12 protein-coding genes are annotated in these 17,359 nt (G+C 43.5%); 8 read left to right on the top strand and 4 right to left on the bottom strand.

Annotated features, from left to right (window positions below):
* Positions 1-42 precede the first annotated feature (42 nt).
* From DTQ70_RS08575 to DTQ70_RS08560, 4 genes are all read right to left on the bottom strand, one after another.
* Positions 43-978 (bottom strand): sugar phosphate isomerase/epimerase, encoded by a 936-nt coding sequence (locus DTQ70_RS08575; protein WP_122930433.1) that lies wholly within the window; start codon positions 976-978, stop codon positions 43-45.
* 929 nt (positions 979-1,907) lie between these two features.
* The gene (locus DTQ70_RS08570; protein WP_164489931.1) at positions 1,908-2,864 is read right to left on the bottom strand and encodes an alpha/beta hydrolase; all 957 of its coding nucleotides are present in this window, start codon (positions 2,862-2,864) and stop codon (positions 1,908-1,910) included.
* Between the two features lie 95 nt (positions 2,865-2,959).
* Complete coding sequence (locus tag DTQ70_RS08565) at positions 2,960-3,466, bottom strand: DUF2911 domain-containing protein (protein ID WP_122930431.1); 507 nt, start codon at positions 3,464-3,466, stop codon at positions 2,960-2,962.
* A 66-nt stretch (positions 3,467-3,532) separates the two neighbouring features.
* Positions 3,533-4,267 carry a hypothetical protein gene (locus DTQ70_RS08560; protein ID WP_122930430.1) on the bottom strand — a complete coding sequence of 245 codons (735 nt, stop codon included), beginning with the start codon at positions 4,265-4,267 and terminating at the stop codon, positions 3,533-3,535.
* Between the two features lie 151 nt (positions 4,268-4,418).
* Between DTQ70_RS08560 and DTQ70_RS08555 the strand changes: the two genes are divergently transcribed.
* The 8 genes from DTQ70_RS08555 (at position 4,419) to DTQ70_RS08520 (ending at position 17,303) form a co-directional block, all read left to right on the top strand.
* Positions 4,419-5,027 carry an RNA polymerase sigma factor gene (locus tag DTQ70_RS08555; RefSeq protein WP_122930429.1) on the top strand — a complete coding sequence of 203 codons (609 nt, stop codon included), beginning with the start codon at positions 4,419-4,421 and terminating at the stop codon, positions 5,025-5,027.
* Positions 5,028-5,224: 197 nt separating this feature from the next.
* A complete protein-coding gene (locus DTQ70_RS08550) occupies positions 5,225-6,331 on the top strand; it encodes a FecR family protein (protein WP_122930428.1) in 1,107 nt (368 codons plus the stop codon).
* A 252-nt stretch (positions 6,332-6,583) separates the two neighbouring features.
* Entirely contained in the window at positions 6,584-10,120 is a 3,537-nt protein-coding gene (locus DTQ70_RS08545; protein WP_206019658.1) for a TonB-dependent receptor, read from the top strand.
* Positions 10,121-10,151: 31 nt separating this feature from the next.
* Positions 10,152-11,882, top strand: a complete 1,731-nt coding sequence (locus tag DTQ70_RS08540) for a RagB/SusD family nutrient uptake outer membrane protein (protein ID WP_122930426.1) — start codon at positions 10,152-10,154, stop codon at positions 11,880-11,882.
* A gap of 82 nt (positions 11,883-11,964) precedes the next feature.
* Positions 11,965-13,143, top strand: a complete 1,179-nt coding sequence (locus DTQ70_RS08535; RefSeq protein ID WP_122930425.1) for a glycoside hydrolase family 88 protein — start codon at positions 11,965-11,967, stop codon at positions 13,141-13,143.
* Positions 13,144-13,349: 206 nt separating this feature from the next.
* Positions 13,350-14,384 (top strand): LacI family DNA-binding transcriptional regulator, encoded by a 1,035-nt coding sequence (locus tag DTQ70_RS08530; RefSeq protein WP_122930424.1) that lies wholly within the window; start codon positions 13,350-13,352, stop codon positions 14,382-14,384.
* A 36-nt stretch (positions 14,385-14,420) separates the two neighbouring features.
* Complete coding sequence (locus tag DTQ70_RS08525) at positions 14,421-16,340, top strand: glycoside hydrolase family 97 protein (protein ID WP_122930423.1); 1,920 nt, start codon at positions 14,421-14,423, stop codon at positions 16,338-16,340.
* An 84-nt stretch (positions 16,341-16,424) separates the two neighbouring features.
* On the top strand, positions 16,425-17,303 hold the full coding sequence (locus tag DTQ70_RS08520; protein ID WP_122930422.1) for an ROK family protein: 879 nt from the start codon (positions 16,425-16,427) through the stop codon (positions 17,301-17,303).
* Positions 17,304-17,359: the final 56 nt, after the last annotated feature.

Genomic DNA, 17,359 nt, shown 5'->3' with positions numbered 1-17,359 from the left:
AAACGCAAATATCGTGCAAAGCGTTTAGATTCTGTACGAAAATCAAATCCCCGCGATGACTTTATTGATTTTTGCCAAGCCCATTTTAGCAACTTCAAGGGCATTTTGGGCATAATAGGTCTTGTTAAATACTTCCAACGAAAGCACAATGGGTCGCTCTGGGTTTTTGATGGTCTTTAAAATTTGCCCAATGGGCGCAATCCCATCGCCTGGATACACGCGGTCGGCATCGACAATGGTTTCTTTCGGGAAATTTGCGGGATAATCATTGATGTGGAATATTTCAACGCCAGGTTTCCCTACCAACTTGAGGGTATCCAAACTTGAACCACCTTTGAACAAATGATATACATCCAACAACAACCGCGCCGACGGATGGCCACTTTCTACTGCCACGTACATCACTTCACTGAGTTTGTTGAGGTTTTTGGAAAAGCCCCACAGTTCCAGTTGCGGAATTACTTTGGTTTGGTCACTTATTTCAAGAATGGTACGGTAGCGTTCGGCCGCTTTTTGAAGATCGATACGAGGGGCTTGCGGTGCTTGAGCTCCAACGGGTGGGGTTGCTACGCGCATACAGCCAACTTCTGCCAACAGCTCCATTTCACGTTTGAGTTGGTCCACGCCTTTGACTCTTGCGGTTTCGTCGTCAACAATCCAAGCCGCAAAACCAATGGCATTTTCGAGCTTTATGCCTAAATCCGACGCGACTTTTCGGGCTTGTGCAGGGCTATTCCCGTTTTTTATAAATTCTTGGAGGGTATCCATCCAAATTTCAACCGAACGAAACCCTGCCTTAGAAGCCGTTTCTAGTTCTTTGACGTATCCTAATTTTTGTCCTCGAATGGTGCTCATGTTCAGGCAAGGCACAAAAGAGGCTGATTTGGCAGGCTCAACGGCTTGCGAATTTTCTGGCAGCATACTCATTCCTGTGGTAGCGGTGAGTAAAGACAAAGTCTGACGACGGGTAATTTGCATAAAAACATGGGTTTATCTGCTTAAAAGGCAAAAACGACCCAAATTTATTGTTGTCTTGACCATTTTCTTTTCAGAAAGTAGCAAATGAACAATGCTAAAAACTCATATTCTAAATAATTAAGCAAAAGTTCTAGGGTAATTCAAATTAGCCTCAGTAGAGGCGCAACATTTGTAGTAACAGCAGGTAATTTTTTAGTTTTTGCTTCGGAGAAGCATAACAAAGCATCAAGTTATGCTTCTCCGAAGCAAAAGGGTTTTATAGATGGCTCTCTTTACTACTACTACAAAGGTTGTGCTTCTCCGAAGCGATATAAGCTACAAATACACTAAAATTTATGCGCAACTACTTAAATTCCATCTATTGGCTAAACGGGCATAAAAAAAGCCAATGAGAAAACTCTTGGCTTTTAATTGGGTTGGAATTGAAGAAAAGGGGCTGCCATTGGCATCGGTCTCAGTTATCAAGTTAAGTAGTCGTTTTTGAGGCTCTTCCTTTTCCAAGTGCTGCACCCACCACAATAACTCCCTTAATAAATTTGTTCATTTTCATGTTTTTGTTTTTAGAGGTTAAAGAAAAAATATCACTAATCTTAAAAGTCTGAGTAAAATCCCAAACAAATGCCCCAAGTAACTCAGTAAACAATGAATTGCACAAATTAGAACTATTAACTATCAAACTAAGACTGTATATTTTTTCAACTTGAGTTGACGTCAATTATTTGTGAGTGCAAATTTGATAAATTTATTTGTATAGCTCCAAAATTCTTGTTGAAAGGCAAAAATACAGGTTGGGCACTCACTTACGAACCTTAAAAGGCTAATACCTTAACTTATTTGGTTCTTTACATTTTGTAGAAACTTTTTCAGAGCTACACCACGCCCCCCTTTTGTTTTTTGATAGGCGTTAGGGATAAGAAATGGAAAATTCATTACTTTAACACATACGTTTTGTCAAGCCATTTCGCAATTCCCTCCCAACTTTCAACGGGGATTTTGGCATGGGTGGCATTTTTCATCACATAAAACTCCTTCTTGTTGCCTGGCACGAGGTTGTAAAACTCTTTGACTTTATCAATCGCAAATAATTCGTCTTTGTCCCCTACTCCTACCAAAACAGGTACATTTAATTCGGACGTAAGCCGAAGCTGTTTTACATCCAGCATTGTCACAAATCGTGGGGTATAATGAAAAGTAAACAAGGTATCAGGTGTAACAGTCATCCCTTCCCGATAATACTCCACCGACTGGAACGAAGGGCGAAAGACTGCACTTGCGATGATTTTGGCTTTTACAAACGGGTTCATTGGCTTGTTAAGTCCAGGCCGACTCTCGTATGCACCCGAAAGTAGTACCAACCCTGCCACTTCATTGGGGACGGCATTGGCCGCACAAATCGTTGCAGCCACCCCTAAGCTATGTCCCATCACTACGACTTTTGAGAATCCCAATTTCTTGAGATAAACGATTGCTTCTGCCAAGTCGGCAATCCATCTGTCTTTATTGGGGCTATCGCCACGGTTACCTCCCGAAAGTCCATGACCTCGGTAATCCAGCCCAAATGTGGTGTAGCCACCTTTCGAAAAGGGGATGGCTGCCATGCTGTATGGGCCACTGTAAGCCGTAAAACCGTGAAAAATGAGCACCGCAATGTCTTTTTTAGCGGGGGTAAGTGAGTCAGGATTCCAGCGCCGTAAGAAGAGCGTTTCACCGTCCGAGGTTTTCATCAAATGGTGAGGTCCTTCGTAGGTTTTTCGTAAAATTGCGGCTTGTTCTGTTGTAATTCCTTGGTTGTCAATTCGCCATTTGTTGGGCCAGAAGGCCAAAGATAGACCCGCCAAACACACAACGAGTACTAAAAAAAGTACGGCATACAGAAATCGTTTCATCGGTTGAGAGGTTAAGGAAGTTTCAATTTCTAGCAATACTACAAAAAAAGAAGCCCAACCAAATGGCTGGGCTTCTAAATGTATAATTAGCGTTATTAAAATTTCACTGGAACCGAGAAACCTGCGGTGTCCCATCCTAATACAATTGCGTTGTCTTTAACTTCAATAGTAAGTTTTTCAACTGGCTCTTTTGAGCTTGTAGCAGGTACAGTCACGCGAAGTACGTCTTTGTCTTGCTTATAGTTGTAAGCACCCCACTGTTTTACTTCACTGTTCAAAATAATTACCCATTCTTTCTCACCAGGAATTGTGAAGAAAGCATAATCGCCTGCTTTCACGTCTTTACCACCGAGCTTTCCGTCTTTCTTGAACGTAATTACGGTTGCTTCGTTGGCACCTGTACGCCAAACTTTACCGTATTTTTCCAAGCTTTGGCTTCCTTCGGCCCCAAAAATCACACGACCTTTTTTTGAAGGTTGTCCGTAAGAAATTTTAATGTTACCGTTTTCGGCAGTTACACGTGGACTAGCAGGAGGATTTTGGCTGTAAGCAAATGTGAATGCAACAAGGGTACAGAACAGAGTTAAAAATAAATTTTTCATGTGTTGTTTGTAAGAATAAATGATTAGGTTGAACTACTAATAAACGAAACTCCTTTGAGAAAGTTGTCAAAGTGGGTTGAAATTTTTAACGATTTCAATCATGCCCTTTTCGGTCGTTGGCGTAAGTTGGCGTTCTTTGGCAAACATTTCCATTTCTTTTGCCTGATTTCCAAACAGTTTAAAAAAACGTTTACCAGTTGGAATGCCCGAAAGTTTACCATCTTCGTACCAGTAATATTTCGTCGTTTTGATAAATTCTCCCTCATATTCACTCTCACTCCCCGATGCTTCGTAACCAGTAGTTTGGGCACTACTTTTGGAATGTAGCAAACATTGGTGTTCTTTCAAAATCATCGTTTTCCCCTCGTAAATAGGCTCATAGTATTGATTTTTGAGGAGTACAAAACGGTGGTTTTGAAGAACAAACTCGGTTGGCTTCATCGTAACTGCCTCCAAAAGTGGATTAGCCATGACGTGAAGCACGCCTTTTTGTTGGTTGTAAGCCATCAAATACTCGGCCTCGTGCCCATTTTTCTCAATTGTTTTCCCCTTGAACCACCCGTTTTTAAAAAAAGGCGTTCCTTTGTACACTTTTGTAAAGGTATTATTGGTCTTATTAACTGCCTCTAAAGCTCGATAGAAAGCCACCAAAACGGTATCCCCTTTTTGGTTCACTTCAATGCGGGCATTTTGATCAGTCATTTTGGTTTCAGGTAGAAAGTAGCTATACGCATTTTTATCTTGGGCTACAGCGTGTAAACAATACCCAATGAAAAACAGGCAGATAAATATCTTTTTCATCGTTATTATGGCTAAATTGTTTGCTAATGAACCTAAAAATAACACAATTCATTCAAAGAATGTCTTTATTTTTTTACCTAGAAAATAATGGAAGGAATTAGCTATATTTCAACTGACCTCGTAATATTGTGCTACCACTTCCTTTTTGTATATGCCAGTACCCGTCGATGAGCCTTTGTTAGCCGAATTGTGGAGCCGCTTTAAAACAGGGGATGAACATGCTTTTGACCAGCTCGTTGAATTACGTTATCGGGTGTTATTTAACTACGGTACTCGGTTCACCAAAGACCGCGATTACATTAAGGATTGCATCCAAGATTTGTTTTTGGAACTCTGGGAACGGCGCGAACGACTCGTTGACACGCCGTACGTGACTATTTATCTCATCAAAGCCCTTAGAAACAACTTTATTCGTCAGCTCAAACATGACAAACCTTGGCTAAATTCTCAAGGTGTTGAAGAAGACACCTTGGTTGAAAACGCTAACGTTGAAATTGATTTAATTAACGCTGAACTGCTATCGGAACAAGAGCAGGCCCTTCGTCGGGCCATTGAACAACTGCCTCCACGTCAACAAGAAGTTATTTTTTTGAAATTTTACGAAGGGCTTTCTAACGAAGAAATTGCCCAAATCATGGATGTAGAGCGACAAACCGTTGCTAACTTTTTGTACCGTGCGCTTTCCCAAATGAAAAACTTACTTCCAGCACTGGTTGTATTTTTACCCTTTTTGCTTCGACTTTTCAAAAAACTTGCCTAAACGTTTAAGCTACATCTTCGTGATAGGCTTACCTATTATTCAAGGACATAAACTTTAACACACTACAAATCAATCGTTTATAGCGTGTTAAATTCTTTTTTCAAAAAAAATCGAAAATTTTTCTCCAAAAAAGGGTATTCCTTCTTTGGTAAGTACTATTTCCTTACAACACACCTTCAGATGTGAAAATAAAATCTATGAAAGATTACAAAGAATATACCGTTACTGAATTTGTCCTGGATGATTCTTTTAGGAGGTGGGTACTTAAAAACCTACCAACTGATAGTTCCTTTTGGGAAAAATGGGTACTGGAAAATCCATCGAAAAACGAAAGCGTTACCCAAGCCCGCGCGTTTATTCTGAAAATGAACCAAACACACGAGTTACTTTCGGAGAATGAGCTAAAACAAGCCATTTCTAATCTCTCTGAGGCACGAAACCGCGAGGAAGTTTTTGTTAAACCTTTGCTTAATCGAATAAGCTGGTGGAAACAAGCCGCTGCTGCGGTCGTTGTGTTGGGAGTTTTAGGTGCATTTTATACCGTTTATCAATCAAAAATCAGTTCAACGGTTGTTTATGAAGTACGCAAAAGTCAACTGGGTACTCAACTCGTTGAGGTAATCAATGACGATAAGGTCGAAAAATTGGTTTCTCTTCCCGACGGCAGCCAAGTTCGGCTCTCGCCGCTTAGTCGATTAAGTTACCCCAAAACCTTTACTTCTACGGTTCGTGAGGTGTATTTGAGCGGAGAAGGTTTTTTTAACGTGACCAAAAATCCACAAAAGCCCTTTTTGGTGTATGCCAACGAACTGGTCACCAAAGTACTGGGAACCAGCTTTTTGATTCGTGCCTTCGACAAAGCCGATAAGGTAGAAGTAATCGTAAAAACGGGAAAAGTAGCTGTTTATTCGATCAAAGAAGAAGCGATTAAAACACCTACTACTGAGCTTACTGGGACGATTCTAACCCCAAACCAACAAGTCGTTTTTGACCGAAAGGTAGAAAACATGGAAAAAACGTTGGTCAGCATTCCTACACCAGTTCTTGCCATTGCAGAACAGACCAAGGTGGGTTTGTCGTTTTCAAATACCCCCGTCGAACAAGCCTTAGACGCACTTAGCCAAAAATACAGTATCCCAATTGTGTTTGACAAAAATATACTGAAAGCCTGTGAAATCAGTGCCGAATTTGCCGAAGAAAGTTTTTATGAACAACTGGATTTAATCTGTAAAGCTATTGGGGCAACGTACCAAGTAGTGGACGCTCAAATCGTGATTCAAGGCAAAGGGTGCAGTATAAATTGATGATTCAAAACCCAGACAATAAACCCTAATTTTTTTACATGACATAAAAACCTACTAACTACTCCCTTAAAAAACGAAATCGGAAACGCGCCAACGTTCCCGATTTCAGGTCAGTCCCCGCAAAGTTTCTCAGGCTTGCTGCTCTCCGACAGGACGTCGGACAAAGGGACTTTTTGTCTCAAAAATTAACATTGAAAACGTTTCAAATGTATGAAAAATGGTTCTAAAACGCTAACGGTTTGCCTAAAAATCATGCGTCTTTCCTTCTATCAATTTTTATTGTCAGTCTGGACCTGTACTTGGGTATTGGCCACCAATGGCAATGCCCAAGAGTTACTCAACCGACGTTTATCGGTTTCGATTGAAAATCAGAATGTTGAATCTGCCATTCGTACGATTGGCAAGGTGGCTTCGGTACGGTTTGTGTATAGCCCCCAACACATTCGGGCTGAACGCAAGGTCAGCTTAAACGTTCAAAACCAATCACTTTCCTACGTGCTTGAAACGCTATTTAAACCCCTCGACATTGCGTATGAAGTAAAGGGTTCACAAATTTTACTTCGGCACATCACCCCTTCTGAAGCAGCGGTTGCGGCGCCCCAAGTCGTGGATATTTCTATCAGCGGAACAGTAAAAGATGAAAAAAATGAACCTATGCCTGGGGTCAACGTGACGATAAAAAACACCACCCGTGGCACAACCACCGACCCCAACGGGCGTTTTATTTTGTCCGTCCCAGACGAATCAGTGGTGCTCATATTTTCATTTTTGGGGTATGAAAAACAAGAATTTGCCCTTGGGAACCGCAAAATTATCAATATTCAGCTCAGACCCGACCCCAAAAGTTTGCAAGAAGTAGTGGTGGTAGGCTACGGCGAACAACGCAAAGAAACCCTCACAGGCTCCGTAGTAAGTGTCAATGACCAAGTGTTTAAAAACCGTGGCCCCGTTGCAAACCCGCTACAAGCATTGCAAGGCCAGGTTCCTGGGGTAGTAGTCACGCGGAACTCAGCCCAACCAGGCCGCGAACAGTGGAATTTCCAGATGCGAGGAGCGTCGTCTGTCAACAATAGTGAGCCTTTGGTGATCATTGATGGCGTGCCTGTACCAAGCACCAACGCCCTTAATTCACTCAATCCTAATGACATAGACAATATTTCATTTCTAAAAGATGCAGCGGCGGCTATTTATGGCTCACGTGCAGCAGGCGGGGTGGTTCTAATCACGACCAAAAGAGCAAAAAATGGCAAACCAACCGTTGAGTACAGCGCCGCTTTTTCTCAGAAAAAAATAGGATTACAACCCAATTTAGTTCGCGTCAATGATTGGTGGCCGCTCATTCGGGAGGCCCGAGGCAACGATGGATTTGCCCCAACCGACATTTGGTACAATTTGACCACTGTCATGGAAAAAGCCCTTGGCCAAGGAAAACAATGGCTTACGCCTGCCGAATACCAAGCTTTGAGTGTACCAGGTGCGGGTCTTTTTGGGGATGTGAAAGACTTCCCTTTCTTTGACCAAACCATGCAAGATGTTTTGTGGGGATCGGCCCAATCTCAGGAGCACCAATTGAGCGTTTCTTCACGCAGCGATAAATCAGGGTATCGGGTTTCACTTGGTTACCTCAATGACGGTAGCTTGTTGCAGTGGGGAAACAATTCCAACAAACGTTACAACCTTCGTCTGACCCACGACTATAGTTTCTCCGAAAAACTCAAGTTGGCCACCAATATCTCTCTCGAACGTCAACAAATTATTCAGCCGACGCGCTTGGGCGATATTATGAACAACGGTATTCAGCAAGGGCTTCCGTTTTTCAACCAAAAAGGACAAGCCTACGTGTGGGGTTCGGGTATTGCCAATGCTTCTCAAGTGTCAATCGCGGCATTTGGTGGCGACAATAAAGAAACGAACACCCGAGTTAATACCAACTTATCGCTTACCTACAACCTACTTCCCAACCTCAAGTTGGTCGGAACGGCGGGGTATTATTTGCTGAACACCGATTATCGAACTTTCGAGAACAACATTCCTTTTTATGATTATACAGGCGCTAATTTGATTGCTTATTTACCAACCCGAAGTTCGTATCAGCGGGGCAATAAGCAAGAGGCGTTCTACAGCGCCAACGCTTTTGCAGAGTACACCAAAAGTTTACGGGAAATCCACCAGTTTAAACTAACGGCGGGAGTTCAGTACGAGCGCCAAGAATACAACCGATTCATTGCCAAAACCTTAGATGCGATTCCTGATGTTCCTAACTCGTTGTCATTGAGTACGGGTGACCCCACGACCAAAACTGTCTCCGAAGCCCAAAATCACTACGCCATTGGTGGGTACTTCAGCCGTCTCAATTATTCTTTCAAAGACAAATATTTGCTCGAAGCCAATGCTCGCTACGATGGCTCGTCAAAATTTGATGCTTCTAACCGATGGAAAGGCTTCTGGGGCGTATCGCTGGGATGGCGCATCACCGAAGAAAGTTTCATGAAACAATTGTCGTTCATCAATGACCTAAAGCTTAGAGCATCATACGGGCGGGTTGGAAACCAGAATGGAATCGGTTTGTACGACTATATCCAATTCATGAATATCAATTACTCTACAGGAGCAACCGCCGCAGGCTTCCCGATTCTTGGAACCAGTCCAGCAGTAAGGGTATCGCCAAGTGGAACGTTGGTTGCCCTCGACCGTACTTGGGAGGAAATAATCAACCAGAATATCGGACTTGACTTTGCCTTTTTACAAAATCGCCTGTATGGGACCGTTGAATATTTCAAGAAGAAAAATGATAATATGCTCATCGCCCGTACTTATCCCAACGTGTTGGGGGCCGCAGCTCCTGATGGGAATAATGGCCAACTCGAAACCAAAGGTTGGGAGTTTTCGCTTGGCTGGCGGGATAAAATCGGGCAATTGAGTTACCACATCGCAGGAAATATCTCCGACAATACCAACTTATTGACTAACTACGGCGGACAAAAAATTATTAATTCTACCAATCGTGGCCTCAACGGTGCCGTGGAAGGTTATCCGCTCAACACCTATTTTGGGCTGGTTTATGACGGACGGATTCAAACCAATGAGCAACTGGAAGCCTACCGTAAATTTATTGCGGGCAACAACATCGGAATCCCTGCTGGCGTAGCAACTGCCCAAGCCAACTCACGCTTGAGTCTGGGCGATAATATGTTTAAGGACGTAAACGGCGACGGCAAAATTACTTGGCCCGAAGATGCAGTAGCACTTGGACGCGATGACCCACGCTTTGTGTATTCTTTCAACGGTGGTTTGGAATGGAAAGGGTTTGACTTTAACGCCATTTTTCAGGGAGTAGCCAAACGTACCATCATCCGTGATGGCAACTGGCGGATTCCTGCGGCAGTGATTTTCCAAGCCCAAAACGAAGCATTTTTGGGTAAAACTTGGTCTCCCACCAACACCGAAGCTTTCTATCCTCGACTCTCCACAACGGGAACTATCAATAACTACAATTACTACCAATCTGACTGGATTGCCGAAAATGGCGCTTATATCCGTCTTAAAAACTTGGTGGTAGGCTATACCTTACCCACGAATTTGACTCAAAAGGCCAAAATCCAACGGCTTCGGGTCTATTTCTCGGGAAGCGACTTGTGGGAAAAGTCAAAAATACGTGACGGATGGGATCCCGAATCAACGCGCTCGGTTTCCAACTCGGGCGATTCAGAGAACAACAACGTCAGCACTTTTAGCCAGCGTTTTCCTTTTTATCGGTACATGACGCTCGGATTGAATTTGACGTTTTAAGCCTCCATTACCCTTCAAACATTCAAATAAAATGAAAGCACAAAAAATATATACCATTTTGGCCTTCACAGGAACATTGTTTCTGAGTGTTGGCTGTAACAAACTCGTGGACATGAAGCCGCTGAACGAGATTTCAGACGCGAGTTATTGGAAAAATGCCGACCAGTTCAAATTGGCAGCCAATGAATTTTACACCTATTTACGCAGCTTCGGGGACATTTTGGATAACAACCCCCACTCCGACCGACGCAGCGACATTATTTTTACGCGCGACGGAGCCAATACCTTTAGCAATGGCACCAATACCGTACCCAATACCGACGGCAGTTGGAGCGGTGCTTACTCCCGCATTAGGGCTATAAACTACTTACTCAGCAAATCAGAAAGCTTTTCTTCACCTTCCGAAATTGAGAAATATGTAGCCGAGGCTAAGTTTTTCAGGGCTTATTTGTACTTCGATTTGTTGCAGTTATTTGGAGGGGTTCCAATCGTAAAAACCCTTCTTTCAACCGAATCTCCTGAATTGCAAGCAGCCCGCAACAGCCGCGACGAAGTGATAGACTTTATTATTGCCGACCTCGAAAGTGCCATTGCGGTATTGCCCCTCGAAAGCGCCATTGCTGCTTCCGACAAAGGACGGATAAGCAAAGGCAGTGCCCAAGCGTTTTTGAGTCGAGTGGCTTTGTACGAGGGCACTTGGCAAAAATTCAGAAACAACGCCGCCCGCGCGAATGCACTGTTGGACAAAGCAGCCACAAACGCCGATGCGGTCATTTCCAGTAAACAGTATGAACTTTTTGCCCCAGCCGCTTTGGGTGACTCTTCCCAGAAATACCTTTTTATCTTGGAAAATCAGCAGTCGAACCCCGCCAACATTACAAAATCGGCCAACAAAGAGTACATTTTAGCGAATCGCTACGACTTTGCTTCTCGTCAAATTCGGATAAACATTACCCACCAATTGCAGGGAAATATCCATTGGGGTGCTAAAAAATTAATGGACATGTACCTCTGTCAAGACGGCCTACCGATTGAAAAATCAGCCCTTTTCAACGGCTACAAAACAACGCTTTCGGAGTACGAAAATCGTGACAATCGCATGATTTATACGTGGGGACAAGACGGAAAGTATTATTGGAACAACGAAAATCCAGGTGCACGAACTACCTGGAAAGGCGATGCGGCCGACATCGCCAGTTCGGGCGGTAGATACAACCCAGCGGGTGGAAGTGGCTACGCGCCTCAAAAATTTGCCACCGAACGCCGTCTGCAAGATGCCGAAGAAGGCTACGATTATCCCGTCATTCGCTACGCCGAAGTACTTTTGAACTACGCCGAGGCGGTTTTCGAGAAAAATGGAACGATTAGCGACGCAGACTTGGACAAATCGTTGAATTTGGTTCGGAATCGTATCAACAAAAAAATGCCCAAGTTGAGCAATAACTTGGTACAAACCAATGGATTAGAGATGCGTACCGAAATCCGTCGAGAGCGTACTTTGGAGTTGTTTTTAGAAGGTTTCCGTCGCGATGATTTGATTCGCTGGAAAACCGCCGAAGTCGAAATGCCCAAGCCCGTTGAAGGCATTGTGTGGACGGGAACTGCTTACGAAACCCGTTGGCATGGCATCAAAAATCAGGTAGTGAATGGCAATTATCGTTTGGAGGGCAATCGCCAATGGAGCGAAAAACATTATTTACTTCCTATTCCCTCTCAGCAAATACAGTTGAACCCCAATCTGGTTCAGAACCCTGGATGGTAATTAGTTTTTTTTCATCAAGGTTAATTAAGTGAGTAATCGTAGTGGCGGCGACTGTCGCCACTACCTTCCAAACACGAACACTATGAAATTTCTGCTTAATATCCTGTTGATAACGGTTTTGTCAAACAAACTATGGGCTCAAGCTTTTATCAACAAAAGTTTAGACTATTCTGCCAAACAAGTCGAAAAAACACTCACACTCATTCCCGACAATACCAAAGATATTCCCCGAAATATCAATCGTGGCTCCACCCAATGGCGATTTGTGAATTTTCGTGACTGGACAAGCGGCTTTTGGCCTGGCACGTTGTGGTACTTGTACGAATATAACCACGACCCCAAACTCAAGATAGAAGCAGACCGTTTCTCACGATTACTGACTCCACTTTCCGACGAACCTGCCTTTGACCACGACTTGGGCTTTCAAATTTTTTGCAGCTTCGGAAATGGCTACCGAATCACGAAAAATCCCGAATACAAAAAAGTGATTTTAAAAACGGCGGATGTATTAGCAACCTTGTATAACCCCAAAGTGGGAACAATTTTATCGTGGCCGCGTGAAGTAAAGAAGTTTGGTGGGCACAATACCATCATTGATAACATGATTAATTTGGAATTGCTCTTTTGGGCGTCCAAAAACGGGGGAAATAAAAAATTGTACGACATCGCCGTCAAGCACGCCGAAACCACGATGAATAACCATTTTCGTCCTGATTATACTTCCTACCACGTAGTTGTGTATGACACACTCACGGGCAAACGTACCAAAGCCGTCACCCACCAAGGCTATGCCGACAACAGTATGTGGGCACGCGGGCAATCGTGGGCAATTTACGGTTTTACGATGTGTTTTAAAGAAACTAAAAAGCCTGAATTTCTGGACTTTGCGCAGAAAGTAACCGATGTTTATTTGAAAAACTTGCCCGCAGATTTAATTTCTTATTGGGATTTTAATGACCCTAAAATTCCTAATGCCCCCCGTGATGCTTCCGCGGCGGCAGTGACGGCTTCGGCTTTGATTGATTTATCAAAATTTGTCAAAGACCCAGCGAAGAAAAAGCTGTATTTCGATAAAGCCAAAGAAATGTTAGCTGAATTGTCAAGTCCACGTTACCAAAGTGGCGACAAAAACAGCGCAATTCTCTTACATTCTACAGGGCATCACCCCAATGGCACTGAGGTAGATGCCTCTATCAATTATGCTGATTATTACTATGTGGAAGCATTGATGAAGTTGGAGCAAAAGAGAAAGGGCAAATAGGCAAGTTTGCAAGAGGCAAATTAGGGTAGCCACGATGTGGCAAGTGCGCAGGCAAATTATTTCTATCTACAAATAGGTAGCCGCTACGCGGCAGAAACCATTTTGAAAAATGCCACGTAGTGGCTGCCTATTTGTAGCGGGAAGCATTAATGAGTTCTTCATTTTATGCCGCGTAGCGGCTATCCAATAAACATTAAATCATTTCAATGAAAAAACTCTCTATCAAAGCCATAGCCGAAACACTGCAAATTTCTACCGCTACGGTTTCGTACATTCTTAATGGAAAAGCCAAAGAAAAACGAATCAGCGAGGAGTTGACGCAAAAAGTATTGGCCTTTGTGGAGAAAACCAATTTCAAGCCTAATCATTTAGCAAAAAGTTTACGCACGGGCAAAACCAACGTCATCGGTCTAATGGTAGAGGATATTGCCGATACTTTTTTTTCGAGTATTGCGGGGAGTATTGAAAATATTGCTTACGAAAATGGCTATAAAATCATTTACAGCAGCACCAAAAATAGCCCCCAAAAAGCCAAAGAGTTGATAACAACTTTTCGGGAAAGAAACGTTGACGGCTACATTATCACGCCCACCGAAAGCATTGAAGACGACATCCGTGACTTGATGCAAAGCAATTTGCCCGTTGTTCTTTTTGACCGCCAGTGCAAAGATGTAGAAGCTAGCTACGTCGGGATGAATAATTTTGAAAGTGCCTACCAAGCCGTTGATTTTCTTTTTGCCCAAGGTTACCTCAATATTGGCTTAGTGACCTTGGACTCAGCCCAAGCTCAGATGATTGACCGATTGCTTGGCTATCAACGCGCTGTCTTTGAACACCGTAAAGATACCCTCCTGATTAAGTTCGATTATCTGACAGCCAAAACGACTGATATTACCAGTGAAATTGAGCAGTTTTTACGAAAACATCCTCAGTTGGATGCGTTGTTTTTTGCTACCAATTATTTGGCTATCAGCGGCATTGAAGTATTGAGTCGTTTAAAAATCAACATCGGTAGCGAGTTTGGCATTGTCGTGTTTGATGATAACGATTTGTTTCGCATTCACCAACCCACTATTTCGGCCGTGGCCCAGCCTGTTCATGAAATGGCTCAACAGCTTATTTTGACGCTACTGAACCACATGAATCGTCGAGCGGAGAGGTATCTTCCACAAAAGCACGTTTTGCCCGCAACACTCATCAAACGATTATCCTCTCAAAAACAGTCTCCTTCCAAGTTTTAAAACCTTGGAAGGGTTAAACCAAAAACTTTAAAAAACATGGCTAAAAAATCGACTCTCCTCCTTTTCTTAACCTTTCTGCTCAACCAGTTGGTGTGGGGACAAACGGGAGTGTTAGAAAACACCCGCACCATCATTCAGTCGCCCGATAAGAATCTAAGCTGCCAAGTATATCAAAAACAAGCGAGTGACGGACGGCGAAGTATTTTTTACACTGTGACGTACAAAAACCGTTCGGTTATTTCTGAATCGGCGCTGAACATCCAGCTCGACAACCACCTTTCTGAATTGGCGATGGCCTTGAAGGTGGACAAAACCCAGTATTGGTGTGAAGACCTTACGTTTATCAAAACAGAAACCTCCAAACAAGATACCACTTGGAAACCACTTTACGGTGAGCGTTCTATCGTTAAAGACCATTTTGAGGCGGCGACCTTATCGTTTCAAAAGGCCAGTAATGCCGATTACAAAATGCAAATTCAGGTAAGGGCTTACAATGAAGGCATTGCTATTCGATATTTCTTCCCTGAAAATCCCAAAGGAAGTTATTATCAAATTACTGCTGAAAATACGGAGTTTACTCTACCAGAAGGCAGTTTAGCCTATTATACCCAATGGGCACAGGGTAAATATGCCCCACTTCCGCTTCAAAACTGGGTGGACGACTGCGAACGGCCTTTGACCCTAAAACTTCCAAATGGCTTGTATGCTTGTTTGGCCGAAGCTGCTATGACCGATTACTCACGCGGTAAATTTAAACTCCATCCCTCCAAACCTAATTCAATACTGGTTTCGCTCGACGACAAAGTAGATGCTATTACCTATTTTGGCACTCCTTGGCGCGTAGTTATGATTGCCGAAACGCCAGGAAAATTGATTGAAAACAACGATATTTTGCTCAACCTTAATCCTCCCGTTTCTACCGATAAAAGCAAGGGCTGGGGAGATTGGTCATGGGTAAAACCTGGGAAAATCATCCGCGAAATGACCCTGACCACCGAAGGTGCTAAAACCGCCATTGATTTTGCCCAACAACGTGGTTTACAATACATTTTGTTTGATTGGAAATGGTACGGCCCTGCCCTCACTTGGGATTCGGACGCTACGCAAGTAAAGGCTCCCATTGACATGCCTGCCGTGGTACAGTACGGAAAAGAACGGGGTGTAGGAGTTTGGTTGTACGTCAACAAACAGGCGCTTGTCAAACAGGCGGATGAGATTTTTCCTCTTTTTCATAAATGGGGTATCAAAGGGGTAAAATATGGATTTGTGCAAGTCGGGAGTCATCGCTGGACGGTATGGGTGGAAGAAATGATTAAAAAATGCGCCGAAAATCAACTCATGGTCAATGTCCACGACGATTGGCGACCAACGGGTGAGATGCGTACTTTCCCTAACCTAATGACGGCCGAAGGCATTCGCGGAAATGAAGAAATGCCCGATGCTACCCACAACGTCACGCTGCCATTTACGCGCTATATCGGTGGAGCAGCCGATTATACCATTTGCTACTTTGACAAACGAATCAAAACCACCCATGCGCATCAGTTGGCCATGGCAGCGGTTTATTACAGCCCGCTTCAAACCTTGTTTTGGTACGATAAACCTGCCTTGTATGAAGGCGAACCTGAGCTAGAATTTTGGAAACAAATCCCTACTTCTTGGGACGAAACGCGGGTACTTCAGGGCGAAATCGGTCAATACATCACCACTGCTCGCCGAAGCGGCAACGACTGGTTTATTGGTACGATGACCAACAATGACGCCCGTAGTTTGGAGGTAAAATTCGATTTCTTGCCAAAAGGAAAAAAATACCAAGCTCGTATTTACTCCGACGATGGCAACGTTCCGACCAAAACCAAAGTAGGCATTAAAACAGAGGAAGTAGATACTAAAAGTGTATTGAAGGTGGATCTAAAAGCCTCAGGTGGTCAGGCGATTTGGTTAAGACAACTGTAACTGTTTGGGTAGTGCCTACGGCACATCATTTCAATCTTTAAAACAAATAGTATTCCCCCATCGGGGGTTAGGGGGCTGGATTCTATGAAAATATACATAGGTGTAGATATTGGAGGTTCGCACATTACAGCGGCGGTTGTTAATCTTGTCTCAGGAACAATCAATGAGTCATCACTACGACGTATGCCCGTTGATTCGTATGCTTCCGCTGACGAAATATTAACGACATGGACAACGACAGTTCGGCAAACTATTCAATCCGACTACCTTTCGGAATGTCAAATTGGGATTGCCATGCCAGGACCGTTTGACTACGAAAACGGTATTTGTTGGATGAAAAACGTCAACAAATACGACCACCTCTATGGTCTTGACATTCGTCGGGAATTGGCAGCACGCCTCACCATTTCGCCTGCTCAAATCTGTTTCAGTAATGATGCAGAAGCATTTTTAGCAGGCGAAATGGTATTTGGCGCGGGGAAAGGTTTTGCGAAAGGATTAGGAATCACCCTCGGGACGGGCTTAGGTACGTCATTATTTGAAAACGGAAAGGCTTACGATTTAGCGCTTGGTATCAACCACCCACTACACGAAGGCGTAGCCGAAGACTACATCTCAACTCGTTGGTTTATAAAACGTTACTTTCAGCTAACAAAGCATCCCATTACAGGCGTGAAAGAATTGGTGGATACCTACGAGACCAATCCCGCCGCTCGACAAACATTTGATGAATTTGCCCAAAATCTGAGTAGGATAATGGAAGAATTTGTGGCTCTTTATCAACCCGACGTAGTTGTTTTTGGGGGAAATATTGCGCAGTCCTCTGAGTTATTCTTCCCAGCAATCAAGACGCGCCTAATGAACCAAGTAGCGCTGCGTCAGTCGGCACTCAACGAATACGCTGCTTTAATGGGGGCTGTTAGCAACGAGCTTTTACCCAAAAATCACTTCCAACACTTTTAGATTCCTTGAAGCTGGCAATGTCCCGCAATAAAATCAAGAAATAACCACTCCGTTTA

It is taken from the genome of Runella sp. SP2 (assembly GCF_003711225.1).
In the GTDB taxonomy this organism is placed as follows: Bacteria; Bacteroidota; Bacteroidia; order Cytophagales; family Spirosomataceae; genus Runella.
This window is presented reverse-complemented; position numbering and strand designations above follow the sequence as displayed.